Genomic DNA, 14,202 nt, shown 5'->3' on the forward strand with positions numbered 1-14,202 from the left:
TGCGTGGCTCAGTGCTGCTCTGCGGTGATTTCCGCGGCCACTCGATGGCCGGAGCGGATCGCACCCTCCATCAGGCCGAAGAACTCGGTGCTCGTCTCGGTGCCCGCCCAGTGCACCCGCTGGTGCGGCTCGGTGAGGTGGGGGCCGTGCCGCATCCAGTCCCCCGGGCCGAACAGCGCGGCGTAGCAGCCACGGCTGTACTCCGCCGTGACCCAGTCGGTCACGAAGAACGACACCGGGTCCGGTAGCTGCGGGAAGAGCTGACGGGCCTGGGCGAAGGCCGCGGCGCGCTGCTCGGCGTAGGTGAGCGCGCCGAACCGGCGGGCCTCGCTGCCGGTGACGAACCCGGTCAGCACCCCGACCCCGCCCTCCGGGGAGTCGTCGACGGTGGACAGCAACGGGCCGTCGGCGCTGACCGACCAGCCCGACAGCCCGTGCTCGCGCCACAGCGGGCGGGGATAGACCAGGTGCAGCTTGACCGCACATCCGGGAGCGGTCTGCGCGGAGGCACGCGGAGCCGGCAGCGCCGGGTGGTACTCCAGGCCGTCGGCCAGCAACGGCGGCAGCGCGACGATCACCCGGTCCGCGCGCAGCTCGCCGCTGGCCGCGTACACCGTGACACCGTCGGCGTCCTGGTGGATCGCCCGTACCGGATCGGAGAGCCGGACCCGGTCGCCGAGCGCGGCGGCGAGCACCTCGCACACCTGGTGCGCGCCACCGGCGACCCGCTCCTCCTGCGCCCCGCCCTCGAACGCGTTGAGATAGCTGACGCCGCCACCGGAACGCAGGTAGAACGCCATGTGCAGGACGGAGATGTCCGCCGGGTCGGCGGCCATCATCTCGCCGAGGAAGAGCGGGAAGAACAGTTGCGCGTCCGGATGCGGCAGGTTGTGCCGCGCCCACTGCGCCGCCGTCATGGCATCCAACTCGGCCGCGTTCGGCGTCAGCCAGGGCGCGTCCACCCGTACGCTCGCGACCAGTTCGTCGAGCAGGTCGAACATCCCGCCCAACGCGACCGCGTTGAGCGGCGGGAACCGCCCCGGGCTGGTGTCCCGCCCGTCGTTGAGCGCGAACGTGCTGGCCCCCGCCATGGTCGTCGGCGTGGTCTTCAGGCCGGTGCGGGCCAGCAGGGCCAGCAGGCTGGTGTGCCGCTCACCCAGGTACGCCGCGCCCGCGTCGACCCAGTTGCCCGGCGCGACCTCGATGCCGTGGGTACGCCCCCCGACCCGGTCGCGTGCCTCCAGAACGGTCACCTCGACACCGGCCGAGACGAGTTCCGTCGCGGCGGTCAGGCCGGCCAGACCGCCACCGACAACGATGACGCTCACTGGACCACGCTCGCGATCTTCTCGGACAGATGGTCGGGCGACGGACCGTTGAGGAAGTCCTCGAAGGACAGCTCGACGCCGTACTCGCGGGCGATTGCGCTCAGCACCCGCGTCGCGAGCAGGGAGTCTCCGCCCAGCTCGAAGAAGTCCGAGCTCATCGCGATGTCGTCGGTCTGCAGAACCCTGCGGAAGATGTCGGTCACTCCGGCGGCGCTCATTGGCTCAGCTCCTTGAAAGGTGGTCGGACGCGTACCGCCGATGCGACCCGGCGCGGTCGACCTTGCCACTTGACGTGTAGACGAGGTCCGGAACGACGATGATCCGGTTGGGCACCAGATGTCGGGGAACCCTGGTACGCAGGTAGGCTAGGACCTCCGCGCCGAGCACCTCGGTGTCGGCCCGGGGACGGGGCACCACGTACGCGGTCATGGTGGTGTGGTCGGCGACGGTGACACCCACGACCGCGGTGGCGGCCACGTCCGGTTGGCCCGAGATCTGGGCCTCGACCTCACCCGGGTCGACGCGGAACCCGCGCACCTTGATCTGGCTGTCGAGCCGACCCTCGTGGATCAGCGTGCCGTCCACGGCCCGGCTCACCCGGTCACCGGTGTGGAAGTAACGCTGCGGCCCGTCGCCGAGGTCGAGCAGTTCGAACCGGGCGGCGGTCTCGGCCGCCAGGCCGAGATAGCCCAACGCCACCGACGCCCCGCCGATCAGCAGCTCACCCTCGTCGCTGATGTGCTCCCGCACGTGCGGGAGCGCCCGTCCGATCGGCACCCGCCGGGTCGGGTCCCATCCGGACCCGACGCCCGGCGTACGCGGGCCGTGCAGGTCGACGGCGTGGGTGACCAGGGTGGTCTCGGTGCAGCCGTAGGTGTTGACGAGGCGGATCGCCGCGGTGTCGCGGGCGCACCAGTCGGCCAGTCGGGCCGGGCTGGCCGCCTCACCACCGATGATCATCAGTCGTACGCACGCGGGCAGCGTGGCCTCGTCCTCCACCAGGTAGTGCACGAGTTCGTGCCAGAACGCGGTCGGCAGGTCCAGGACGGTCACCCCCTCCGCCGCGACCATCCGCAGGAAGCGGGGGAACGATCCGGAGTAGGCCTCGCTGTTGAAGACCAGGGTCGCTCCGCTGGTGAGGGTCGGCAGGATCTCCTCGAAGCAGGTGTCCCAGTTCAGCGAGGCGAACTGGAGAACCCGGTCGCCGGGGCCGATGTCGAACAGCTCCGCGAGCGAGCGGGTGGCGGCGGTGATCGCCCGGCGCGGGGTGAGCACCGCCTTCGGCGTCCCGGTGGATCCCGAGGTGAACAGCACGTACGCCGGGTCGTCGGGGTCCGGTGCGCCGAAGGTCGCCGGATCGCCGACCGCCTCGTGCATGCTGTCCGCGAACGGGTCGGTGGGACCGCCAACGAGGCTTCCCGACGTGGACGGCTCGGGTGCCGCCGGCAGTATCCGGGTGGATCCGCTCGCCGTCACCAGTTCCTGCTGTCGGGAGACCGGGAAGGTCGGGTCGATCGGGCAGTAGGTCCCACCCGCATCGAGCACGCCGAGCAGCCGGACGATCGTGTCGGCTGATCGTGCGGTCCGCACGCCGACCACACCCGGTTGCGGGCCGATCTCGGCGGCCGTCTCCCGGACCATCCGTTCAAGCTGCGCGTAGCTGAGCACCCGACCGTTCTCGCTGATCGCCGGTGACTCCGGGTGACGGCGCGCGGTCCGGTGAAAATGATCAAGTAAATCGTCCGAGGCCGCAGCCTCTCCATCGTGCTGTGACATGGAACCCCCCGTGCTCGCCACACGGTCCACCCTGGGCCGAGTGCCTTCGCAATTCGAACAGGCCCGAATAGTCCAAGTGGCTGGACCAATGTTGGACGGCGGCTTGCTCCGCGCCCATCATGCATGGGATGAGCCAATCATGCAAATCACTCGCTTTGCTGGTTCCCTTAGCCCTGGTAGAGGATTCACCGGCTCCCAAGGACACAGAAGCGGGCACAGCAAACCGCAGATAGACCGATGTTCTGCGGCGATGTCCAGGAAGCCGCGGCCACGCCGCCGACACGCCCGGCGGTGCCCGCGAGTCGGACTGACCGTTTTCTGACAGCAGATTTCACAATGAGGTTAGATCTAACGCGCCAGTAGGTGCAAATTGCCACGAATGGGCTCTGCGCGAAACGGTGCGCAGGATGAGGCGCCGAGCCACCCTCGACCGATCCTCGAATTTCTCTGGCCGCCGGCCACTGTTCTTCCGAATATCCGCTGGTGGCAACCGATACGGGTGCGCCATTGGCACCCCCACGACGGGACCGGTGCCGGTCGACAGCGCTCACCCGCTCGGGCCGGACCCACCGCCGAATCCCGCCCGGGCGGCCAGCCCCTCGACCGGACGCCGGCCGGCCGACGCCCGACCAGCAGCGGCCATACCGCCTCTGATCAGCACCGCAGCGAGCAAACTCGGCCCCGATGGACCGCCCGGCGGCCAGCCGGGGCATCCCCTGCCGCCACACCCGCCCGGACCACACCCACGCCCGAGCGCCACCCCGGCCGGAGCAGCCGGGCCTATCCTCCGACGAACCGGGGACCATGGGGCGATGCGTGTCGAAAACGGATAAATGCGAGTGGGAAAAACGTCGCTCCCACACCGCCCCGCACCCATTTGGCAAGATTCACGTACGTATCCACCGACCCGCGCCCACCAATGCCCCGACGCCGCCCGGCCATTCGCCCACATATGCCATTTGAGCTGCTACGATACACATACTTTCCCATATTCAGGACACCCGCAGGGTCGCCGCCGCAGCTACCCGCCGGACCATTAGGATTTCCGGCCGCCGCCCGGGCGACCCGGGCCCGGCATTCAGCAGCACCCGCTGATGCCGTCAGCACTTGCCGAGATCGCGCCGCCGCACCGACCCCCGAACGTGCTGCGCCCGGCCATGGTCACCGGTGGTGACCGGCTGCCCGTTCACCACCCCGGCGGTGGTGTGCGCAGTGATCGGCGGGGCGCGGACACCCAAACGTTGATCTTTATCGACGCGCCGCCCGCGGCGTTACCACTGCACAGATGACACGACCTCAGAGTCCGCCAAGTGCCGCGAAACAAAGTGTTTACACAATGCCCGATCCGACCGACGAGTTGTCGGAGACCTGTCAACCGGAATTTCCTCAACTCGCAGTGAATGGTGAGAACACCCCGGTCGGCCGTACGACGGTGGTCGTCCCTTGCGGGACCACCGACCACGGCGCTGATTCTGCGGTGCGCGACCCGGCCGAAACCGCTCGCCCGGACCGGGACCACCCGGGTCGACCGGTCCGCGCCGCCCGGTGATGACCGCGCCGCCGGTACCGTCGATCGTCACCAGGTCGCCCTCGGACAGGGTGCGCTCGCCGACCCGGATCAGACCTGCGGTCTCGTCCATCCGGCCAGGTGTGGCTGGAGCACTACCCGGCCCGGAGGGTGAGCAGGGTGATCTCGCTCGGCGCGAAGATCCGGAACGGTGGGCCCCAGAAGCCGGTCCCCCGGCTCGTGTAGAGCTGGGTCCGGCCGTGCCGGCTCAGGCCCTGGACGACCGGCTGGTCGAGCCGGACCAGGTAGTGGAACGGCCACATCTGGCCGCCGTGGGTGTGCCCGGACAGTTGCAGATCCACGCCGGCCGCGACCGCGTCGCCGATCTGCTTCGGCTGGTGCGCCAGCAGCAGCACCGGCAACTGCGGGTCGGTGCCGGCGAGCGCCGCGGCGTGGTCGGCGCGGTGCCCGGCGACGCCGGAGGAGGCGGCGGTCAGGTCATCCACCCCGGCGACGACGAGCCGGGCGTCGTCCCGCTCCACCACGAGGTGCCGGTTGTGCAGGGGCTCCCAGCCGAGTGCCCGCATGTGCTCGACCCAGCCCTGCGCCTGGCCGTAGTACTCGTGGTTGCCCGTCACGTACACCCGGGCCAGCCGGGCCTGCACGGTGCCCAGCGGCGCCGCCTGCGCCCGGCGCTGGTCGACGGTGCCGTCGGCGATGTCGCCGGTGTGGCAGACGATGTCGGGGGCCAGGCCGTTGACCACCTCGATCGTCCGGGCGGACCAGCGGGCCCGGTCGATCGGGCCGTAGTGGGTGTCGGTCAGCAGCACCACCCGGACCCCGTCGAGACCGGCTCCCAGCCGGTCGATGGTGACCTCCACCCGCCGGACCCGGGGCACCCGCATCGCCTCGACGTAACCCCAGACGGCCAGGACGACCGCGACGACCGCCGCACCGGCCGCCACGAACCGGGACCGCGCCGGATCGGCGACCCCCATCGCGGCCAGCGGGAGCCGGGCGACGTTGCCGATCAGCGCCCAGACGAACAGGATCCACACCAGGCCGAGCAGGGTGTCCCCGGCGCGGGCCGCCGCGTCCAGCCGCCGGCGGCCGTGCCCGAGATACATCAGTACGGGGAACGCGACGAGCGCGACCACGAACAGGGTCGTGCCGGCGGCCTGCACGGGCGTCGGCCAGCGCGCCGCCACCGTCAACGTCCACCACGGCAGCCCGAACAGCAACGCCAGGACCGCGACCAGCGTCGCCCCGGACAGCAGCGGTCGCAGCGATCCTCGCCTCGGCCGCACCTGTACGGCATCGCCAGCAGCCATCGTCGTCCTCCCGTCGGGGCCCGTGCAGCATGACACGGTCCGGGCTGGATCGACCACGCCGGAAAACACCCGGACGCCCGGCGAAACCGGGAGCTGGGGGAAAACCGCCAGGCGGAGCCAGGTGCCTGCCGGCTTCTGACCGCGGACGCTGTTGCCTAACGTCGATCTGGTGATCGAACTACGGGAGTTGACCAAGAGGTACGGGGACCGGGTCGCCGTGAACGGGCTGACCGTCCGGGTACAGCCGGGGGTGGTGACCGGCTTCCTCGGCCCGAACGGGTCCGGCAAGTCGACGACGATGCGGATGATCCTCGGGCTGGACGCCCCGGACCATGGGGAGGCACTGATCGGCGGTGTGCCGTACGCGAAGCTGACGTGGCCGTTGAGGTCGGTCGGCGCACTCCTCGACGCCGGGGCGTTCCACCCCGGTCGCAGCGGCTACGCGCACCTGGCCGCGCTCGCCGCCAGCAACGACATCCCCCGATCGCGCGTCGATCAGGTGTTGCGCCTCGTGGGTCTGTCCGATGCGGCGAAGCGGCGCACCGGCACCTACTCGCTCGGCATGCGCCAGCGGCTCGGCGTCGCGGTGGCGCTGCTGGGCGACCCGGGGGTCCTGCTGCTCGACGAGCCGGTCAACGGGCTGGACCCGGAGGGCATCCGCTGGATCCGGAGCCTGCTGCGCGCACTCGCCGCCGAGGGTCGGACGGTGTTCGTGTCCAGCCACCTGATCGCCGAGATGGCGTTGACCGCGGACCGGCTGGTGGTCATCGGCCGGGGCGAACTGCTGGCGGAGACCACCGTCGCCGAACTTGCCGGCCGCCACGACACGCTGGAGGACGCGTTCTTCCGGCTCACCTCGCAGTCCACCGACTACCGCGGCACGGAGGTGTCATGAACGGCTACGGATTCCGGCAGGTGGCCCGGATGGAGTGGATCAAGCTGAGCAGCGTCCGGTCGACGTGGTGGCTGACGTCCGCGACGGTGCTGTCGATGGCGGTGACCGGGGTGGGGGTGGGCCTCGGCTACCGGTCCCACACGCCGGTCGCCACCACCGCCCAGATCCTGAACAACAGTCTCAGTGGCGCCCTGCTGGCCCAGCTGTTCCTGGGCGTGCTCGGCGTCCTGCTGGTGACCGGCGAGTACGGCACCGGGCAGATCCGTTCGACGTTCGCCGCCGTACCGCGGCGTCGGACGGTCCTTTCGGCGAAGGCCGCCGTGTGCGGTGGCGCGGCTCTCACCGTCGGCATGGCCGGGACGTTCGCCGGCTATCTGGGCGGGCAGCTCGCGATCCGTGGTACCGCCATCCCGACCGCTTCCCTCGGTGACCCGGCGGTCCTGCGGGCGGTCCTGCTGACCGGCGGTTATCTGGCCGCCACGGCGCTGATCGGGGTGGGTATCGGGGCGTTGGTGCGGCATTCGGGGGCCGCGATCGGCGTGCTGTTCGGTCTGATGTTCGTCCCCACGATCGTGGTCGGGCTGTTCGGCGAGCACGGCGTCGTCGTCGGACGCTTCATGCCGCTGCTGATGCTGCTCAACTCGGTGGCGGTGCTCTCGCCCGGGTCCGGGCTGTTCACCGGGTGGGTCAGCGTGCTGCTGATGTGCGGGTACGCGGCGGTGGCGATCGTGTGTGGTGGCATCCTGCTCCGTTCCCGGGATGCGTGACCCACGGGCCGACGACAGCGGGGCCGACCACGACCGGGCCGGTCGCAACGGAGCAGGCAGCAGCGCGGTCATCGGCCACAATGGGCCGATGACCGCGCTGCTGCCCTCACCGTTCAGCGGACCGGTCCTGCGTCAGGCCGTGTTCTGCCTGGTCGGGGTGTTCAGCGCGGTCGCGGTCCTGGCCGTACCGATGCTCGTGCCCGCCGTGGGTGCCCTCGTCCTGTGGGCGACCGGTGCCATGTCCCGTGAGCCCGCCCCCACCGTCGCGCCGCTGTTCCTGGTGCTGTTCCCGCTCACCGTCGCGCTGCTGGTCGTGTTGGCCGCCCCGGCCGGGCGCGCGACGGGAGCGGTGCACCGCCGGCTCGCGTCCCGGCTGCTCGGCGTACCCGTGCAGGCTCCGCCACCCCGGCCGTCGCGGCGGCCCGGTGCGCTGGTCACCGACGGGCCGGGCTGGCGGGCCTGCGGGTACGCCCTGCTCAAGGTGCCACTGGCCGTCCCGCAGGGCTACGGCGTGTTCTGTTACGTGTTCGGGCCGGTCAACCTCAGCTACCCGCTGTGGTGGCCGCTGTTCCGCAACCATCCGCCCGGCACCCGCCTCGGGCCGGTGTTGGCGCTGACCCCGTTCGGCCCCATCGGCGCGCGCACGCTCGCCGGCACGTTCCTCATCGCGGCGGCCGGTCTGGCCATGCTCCTGGTGGCACCGACGCTGATGCGGATCGGCACGACGGCCGACCTGGCGGCGATGCGGTGGCTGCTCGGTCCGCGCCGGCTCGCCGAACGGGTGCGGCAGCTCCAGGTCAGCCGGGCCCAGGCCATCGACGACGCGGCCACGATGATGCGCCGGCTGGAACGGGACCTGCACGACGGCGCGCAGATCCGGCTGGCGACGCTGGCCATGAACCTCGGTATGGCCACCGAGAAGCTCGGTGTCGACGGCCCACCGTCCGACCTCGCGCAGGCCCGCGAGCTGGTCGCCCTCGCCCACCGGGGCGCGAAGGACGCCCTCGCCGACCTGCGCGACCTGGTGCGCGGCATCCACCCACCGGCGCTCGACAACGGTCTCGGCGACGCGCTGGCGACGCTGGCCTCCAGCAGCGCGCTCCCGGTCACGGTGACGGTCGAGCTGCCCGACCGGCCGGCGCCCGCGATCGAGACGATCGCCTACTTCTGCGCGGCCGAACTGCTCGCCAACGCCGCGAAGCACAGCAACGCGACCCGGATCCGGCTCGGTGTCGTCGGCACCGGCCGCAGTCTGACGCTCGGTGTCACCGACGACGGCACCGGCGGGGCGGACCCGGCCGGCCCCGGCCTGACCGGGCTGGCCCGCCGCATCACCGTCGTGGACGGCCGGATGATGGTGCACAGCCCGGTCGGCGGGCCCACCCGGGTCGAGATCGAGCTACCCACACAGGTGTGAATTGGAGGCGACGGCATGCGGGTGGTGATCGCGGAGGACGCCGCGATGATGCGCGAGGGGTTGGTCCGGCTGCTCACCGACCGTGGCTTCGAGGTCTGCGCGGCGGTGGCCGACGCGGACTCGTTACGGTCGGCCGTCGCCGACGCCCTGCCGGACGTGGCCGTGGTCGACATCCGGATGCCGCCGACGCACACCGACGAGGGGCTGCGTGCCGCGATCGACATCCGCCGCGACCATCCCGGGGTCGGGGTGCTGGTGTTCTCCCAGTACGTCGAGACCCGCTACGCGACCCGCCTGCTCACCGACCGGCCCAGCGGGGTCGGCTACCTGCTCAAGGACCGGGTAGCCGACGTCGCCGACTTCGTGGAGGCGCTGACCCGGGTGGCGGCCGGCGGCACCGCGCTCGATCCGGAGGTGGTCGGTCACCTGATGCGGGCCGGGCGGGACGTGGCGGGGCTGGCGTCGCTGACCCCCCGCGAGCGTGCGGTGCTCTCGGCGATGGCCGAGGGCCGGTCCAACGCCGGCATCGCGGCGGCGCTCGCCATCACCCCCGGGGTGGTGGAGAAGCACGTGGCGAACATCTTCGCGAAGCTCGGGCTGCCGGCCTCGGACGGCGACAACCGCCGGGTGCTGGCCGTCCTGCGCCACCTCGGCGGCTGACCGTGCCCGGTCCGACGCCGGCCGGCGTGCATGCCCGTCGGCCGGCGACCGACACGAACGCCGGCCGGCAGCCGAAGGGCCACCGGCCGGCGGGGTGGTTCGCGGGTCAGGGGATGAAGGTGACGCCGGGCAGTCGTGGCGACGGACCGTCCAGCAGGTGCCCGTCCCGGCCGCGCAACCACCTGTCGAAGAAGGCGGTGACCAGGGTCTCCTGGGTGCGGACGGCGCGGGCCGGGTCGAGAGTGCCGATGGTCTCGGTGACGAAGCTGTCGGGAAGGCCGAGTTGCCTGGCGATCTGCGGAAGCAGCGGCACGATGTCCTTGTACGCGTCCTCGCTGGGCGCCCCGTCGAGCCGCAGGTCGACCCGCCAACCGGTGCTGTTGTCCCACAGCATCCGCCAGGACGGCGTCTGCCGGTGGTCGGTGCCGGCGTCACCGACGAACATGAACGGCCGGTCCAGACCGGTACGGGTCACCGGCCACAACCGGAGGGCGTCCGGGACGATCGGTGACTCGATGCTGCCGTCCATGTCGATCGCGGCCCTGATCCGGGAGTCCTCGCTCATCACCTGCAGAGCGGTGATCCCGCCCGCCGAGACACCGAACATGCCCGCCCGGCGCAGGTCCAGGCCGCCCGCCACGCCCCGGGGCAGCGGCCGGCCCTCCGCGTCCGGGTTGCCACCCCGGTGCAGGGCCGCCAGCTGGTCGAGCACGAAGCGGATGTCCGCGACCCGGGTGTCGAACACCCGGGCCGCGAGTCGCTGGAAGTCATCGGGCTGCTGCGCCTGCTCGAAGAGCTGCGGCAACACGGTGGTGAGGACCCGGCCGTCGGGAAACTCCACCTCAGACGTCTCGTAGGTGTGGTCGACGGTCACCACCACGTACCCCCGGCTGGCCAGGTCCTGCACCACTGTGGTGTTCCAGGTCCGCGGGTCGCCGGCTCCGGGGGAGTACAACACCACAGGGAACGGTTGCGCGCGCCGCGCCATCGGCGCACCCCGGTGACCGCTGGTCCGGGTGGCGGCGAAGTCCACCGCGCCCGCCGGTATGTCGTACAGGCTGGTCCCGACCCCGTCGGCGCTGCCGAAGTGGGCCGCCGCGCCGGGCAGCATGTGGGGTGCCCGGGGGAAGCGGTCCACGTCGGTGGCCGGGTACCAGAGGCTGACCATCAGCTCGCGGGAGGCCGGGGTGGTCGCCCACGGGTCGGTGCGGGAGCGGTCGACCAGGTGCAGGTCGACGGTGCCCACCGGATAGGGCCCGGTCGGCGTCGGCAGTCTCAGCCGGGCCGGGCCGTCACCCGGACGCCAGGTCGGCCCGTCACCTGGATGCCGGGTGGACGGCTCGACGGGGCCGGCGGCGAAGGTGGGTGCCGCGTTCGTCAGGGTCAGACAGCCGGCGACCAACGCGGCGAACAGGGCTGTGCGGATTCTTCGTGCCATGAACGGGCTCCTCGGGAAACCGGGGCTGCGCCTGCGGCCGCCCTCGGTCGTTCCCACGCTAGGAGCGCGACAGGGGCGACAGAAGGCGGCTTCCACCCGCCGTCGTACCGGGGATAACCCCCGGGACCACCCGCGCGACCTGCGGTCCGACCGGGGCGGGGCAGACTGGGACCGTGGAACGTCACGAGTTCGGCGTCGCGGTGCGCCAGTTGCGGGAGAGCACGACGCCGGCGACGGTCGGGCTGCCGGTCGGCCGGCGGCGGGTGCAGGGGTTGCGGCGGGAGGAACTCGGCGAGCTGGCGGGCATGTCGGCGGACTACGTACGCCGGTTGGAGCAGGGGCGCAGTCATCCGTCGGCCGGGGTGGTGCACGCCATCGCCCGTGCGCTGCGGGTCGGGCGGGCGGAGTACGAGCGGCTCTGCGCGCTGGCCGGGTACGCCGCCGCGGACGGGCGGGTGCCCGACGAGATCGGTCCGGGCGCGATGCGGCTGCTGGAGCGGTTCACCGACACCCCGATGTTCGTCTCCGACGCGGCGATGAACCTGGTCGCCGTGAACACCGCGTTCCTGGCCCTGGGGCACTGGGAACTCACCGGGGACCCGTGGCAGTGGAACGTCGCCTGGCGTACGTTCTGCGATCCGTTCCGTGGTTTCCGGCAGTCGGCGGCCGAGGCGACCGATCACGAGGCGGTCCTCGTCGCCCGGCTGCGCAGCGCGGTGCTGCGTTACCCGGCCGACGCCTCCCTCGCCGGGCTGGTGGACGAGATGCGCAGCCGCAGCGGTCTGTTCGACACCCTGTGGCGGGAGCCGCGTCCGGTGACGGCCTACGAGAGCAGCGCCGCGTTCGTCCATCCGGACGGCGGTGTCGTCACCCTCGTCGGCAGCCTGGTCACCATCCCGGGTGACGATCTGGCGGCCCTGATGCTCACCGCGGCACCGCGTTCGGCCGATGCGGCGCGGCTCGCCGAGATCGTCGACGACGCCGGTGAGCCGGCCGTCATCAGGGTGGGCCAACCTGGCCCAGGCTGACCGCGCCGGTTCCTGCCAGATTGGGTGACGTATCCGGCGACCGCGGATCCGGCGGCTGCCTCCGGGCGACCCTGGTGACACCGGGCCGGATGCCTCCGCACCGCGCGGCGCTGCCGCGACGGCACCGCTTCGCGCCCGAGGCTCACCGACGGCGTCCAGGAAAGCAGGTCAGGCAATGAAGGCAGTGCGTTTTCACGAGTTCGGCGGCCCCGAGGTGCTCCGCTACGAGGACGTCGAGCAGCCCGTCCCCGGTGTCGGTCAGGTCCGCATCCGGGTCGCCGCGACGTCGTTCAACGGCGTCGACGGCAACATCCGCGCGGGCTTCATGCAGGGCCCGATCCCGGTCGAGCTGCCCCACACTCCCGGCCTCGACGTCGCCGGCACGGTCGACGCGGTCGGTCCCGAGGTGACCGACGTCGCGGTCGGCGACCGGGTCATCGGCTTCCTGCCGATGACGGGGACCGGGGCGGCGGCGGAGTACGTGATCGCGCCGGCGGAGATCCTGACCGGGGCGCCGGGGAACATCCCGTTGGCCGATGCGGCGGCGCTTCCGCTGGTGGGGCTGACGGCGTGGCAGGCGCTGTTCGACCACGGCAGGCTGACGGCCGGCCAGCGGGTGCTGGTCAACGGGGCCGGCGGCGCGGTCGGCGGATACGCCGTGCAGTTGGCGAAGGAGGCCGGTGCCCGGGTGATCGCCACGGCCAGCCCCCGCAGCGCCGACCGGGTCCGGGCCGCCGGGGCCGACGAGGTGGTCGACCACACCAGCACCGACGTGACGGCGGCGGTGACCGAGCCGGTCGACCTGGTGCTCAACCTCGCCCCGGTCGCCCCGGAGCAGCTCGCCGCCCTGGTCACGCTGATCCGTGACGGTGGAACCCTGGTCAACACCACCGTCTGGATGCCCGCCCCTTCCGACGGGGCGCGTGGCGTACGCGGCATCGACCTGTTCGTCCGCAGCGACGCCGACCAGCTCGCCGACCTGGCGGCGCGGGTGGGCACCGGCGAGTTGCACGTCGAGGTGGCCCAGCGGGTGCCGCTTGCCGAGCTGCCCGCGCTGCATGCCCGGGCCGGCGCGGGTGAGCTGCCCGGCAAGACGGTCGTCCTCACGGCCTGAGGGCGACCGTCCTGCCGGCGGCACAAACCAGGTGACGTCGACGGATGTCTACGCGAGACTGACCGGCGTGGCAGGGGTCGAGGTGGTCGTCGCCCATCAGGAGCGCGCGACCCTGCGCGTCGGCGACCTGTTCCTCAAGATCGACTCCGATCCGACGCGCACCGCCGTCGAGGTCGAGGCGATGGCGCTGGCACCGGTCCCCACACCGAAGATCCGATGGCACAGGCCGCCCGTGCTCGCGCTCGCCGCCCTTCCCGGGCGGCCACTGGGCCAGCTCGGCGAACCGTCGACCGCGTCGCCCGCCGCGTGGGCCGCGGCCGGTGCCGCCGTACGCAGGCTGCACGACGCCCCGCTGCCGCCCTGGCCCGGTCGTCACCTCGACGACCTGGCGGCACGCCTCGACGGGGAGTGCCGGTGGCTCGTCACGAACGGTGTTCTCCCCGCCGATCTGGTCGCCCGTAACCGTCGGGTCGCCGAGGCCGCGCTGCGGCCGTGGACCCCGGTGTTCATGCATGGCGACCTGCAGACCGCGCACGTGTTCGTCGAGCACGACGAGGTCACCGGCGTGCTCGACTGGTCCGAGGCGGGCCCCGGCGACGCCCTGTATGACCTCGCCATCCTGACGCTCGGCCACGAGGAGCGCCTGGGTGACGTCGTCGCCGGCTACGGCACCGAGGTCGACGTCGACGTCATCCGGGCGTGGTGGTCGGCGCGGAGCCTGCTGACGATCCGCTGGCTGACGGAGCACGGCTTCGACCCGGCCGCTCCGGGCTGCGAGATCGACGTGCTCACCGCCCGGAGGTGAGGCCACCCGGGCCGGTGTTCCCTCCGCTGCGGGTGACCCGCGCCGGCGTAGACGTACCGTTGGAAGATCTCCTGGTGTGTGAGATCCACTCTCCTGTCTAGCCTGCGGCCGGGCCGGAGCAGGCGGACGGTGGACG

At 72.0% G+C, this 14,202-nt stretch carries 12 protein-coding genes; 7 read left to right on the forward strand and 5 right to left on the reverse strand.

Annotation, left to right across the window (positions count from 1 at the left end; all coding sequences use genetic code 11):
* Positions 1–8: 8 nt before the first annotated feature.
* From ACWCHM_RS24720 to ACWCHM_RS24735, 4 genes are all read right to left on the reverse strand, one after another.
* Entirely contained in the window at positions 9–1,328 is a 1,320-nt protein-coding gene (locus tag ACWCHM_RS24720) for a flavin monoamine oxidase family protein (RefSeq protein WP_204958887.1), read from the reverse strand.
* Positions 1,325–1,546 (reverse strand): acyl carrier protein, encoded by a 222-nt coding sequence (locus ACWCHM_RS24725; protein WP_204958886.1) that lies wholly within the window; start codon positions 1,544–1,546, stop codon positions 1,325–1,327. The genes ACWCHM_RS24720 and ACWCHM_RS24725 overlap by 4 nt, the downstream gene beginning before the upstream one ends.
* 4 nt (positions 1,547–1,550) lie before the next feature.
* Positions 1,551–3,104, reverse strand: a complete 1,554-nt coding sequence (locus tag ACWCHM_RS24730) for an amino acid adenylation domain-containing protein (RefSeq protein WP_454220034.1) — start codon at positions 3,102–3,104, stop codon at positions 1,551–1,553.
* Between the two features lie 1,662 nt (positions 3,105–4,766).
* Positions 4,767–5,942, reverse strand: coding sequence for a metallophosphoesterase (locus ACWCHM_RS24735; RefSeq protein ID WP_454220035.1), 1,176 nt, complete (start codon positions 5,940–5,942; stop codon positions 4,767–4,769).
* 169 nt (positions 5,943–6,111) lie between these two features.
* Between ACWCHM_RS24735 and ACWCHM_RS24740 the strand changes: the two genes are divergently transcribed.
* The 4 genes from ACWCHM_RS24740 to ACWCHM_RS24755 are packed head-to-tail and all read left to right on the forward strand — an operon-like array spanning position 6,112 to position 9,681.
* A complete protein-coding gene (locus tag ACWCHM_RS24740) occupies positions 6,112–6,837 on the forward strand; it encodes an ABC transporter ATP-binding protein (protein WP_454220036.1) in 726 nt (241 codons plus the stop codon).
* Complete coding sequence (locus ACWCHM_RS24745) at positions 6,834–7,604, forward strand: ABC transporter permease subunit (protein ID WP_454220038.1); 771 nt, start codon at positions 6,834–6,836, stop codon at positions 7,602–7,604. The genes ACWCHM_RS24740 and ACWCHM_RS24745 overlap by 4 nt, the downstream gene beginning before the upstream one ends.
* The gene (locus ACWCHM_RS24750; protein ID WP_454220039.1) at positions 7,597–9,021 is read left to right on the forward strand and encodes a sensor domain-containing protein; all 1,425 of its coding nucleotides are present in this window, start codon (positions 7,597–7,599) and stop codon (positions 9,019–9,021) included. The genes ACWCHM_RS24745 and ACWCHM_RS24750 overlap by 8 nt, the downstream gene beginning before the upstream one ends.
* 15 nt (positions 9,022–9,036) lie before the next feature.
* The gene (locus ACWCHM_RS24755) at positions 9,037–9,681 is read left to right on the forward strand and encodes a response regulator transcription factor (protein ID WP_454220040.1); all 645 of its coding nucleotides are present in this window, start codon (positions 9,037–9,039) and stop codon (positions 9,679–9,681) included.
* 106 nt (positions 9,682–9,787) lie between these two features.
* On the opposite strand, the gene ACWCHM_RS24760 is transcribed toward ACWCHM_RS24755, so the two are convergent.
* Complete coding sequence (locus ACWCHM_RS24760; RefSeq protein ID WP_454220041.1) at positions 9,788–11,119, reverse strand: alpha/beta hydrolase family protein; 1,332 nt, start codon at positions 11,117–11,119, stop codon at positions 9,788–9,790.
* 173 nt (positions 11,120–11,292) lie between these two features.
* Between ACWCHM_RS24760 and ACWCHM_RS24765 the strand changes: the two genes are divergently transcribed.
* The 3 genes from ACWCHM_RS24765 to ACWCHM_RS24775 all read left to right on the forward strand — a co-directional run bounded on the left by ACWCHM_RS24765 (position 11,293) and on the right by ACWCHM_RS24775 (position 14,066).
* Positions 11,293–12,147, forward strand: a complete 855-nt coding sequence (locus ACWCHM_RS24765; protein ID WP_204958880.1) for a helix-turn-helix domain-containing protein — start codon at positions 11,293–11,295, stop codon at positions 12,145–12,147.
* 175 nt (positions 12,148–12,322) lie between these two features.
* Positions 12,323–13,261, forward strand: coding sequence for an NADP-dependent oxidoreductase (locus tag ACWCHM_RS24770; RefSeq protein ID WP_454220043.1), 939 nt, complete (start codon positions 12,323–12,325; stop codon positions 13,259–13,261).
* Between the two features lie 67 nt (positions 13,262–13,328).
* Positions 13,329–14,066, forward strand: a complete 738-nt coding sequence (locus ACWCHM_RS24775) for a phosphotransferase family protein (RefSeq protein ID WP_454220044.1) — start codon at positions 13,329–13,331, stop codon at positions 14,064–14,066.
* Positions 14,067–14,202: the final 136 nt, after the last annotated feature.

This window comes from Micromonospora sp. SCSIO 07396, assembly GCF_053667945.1.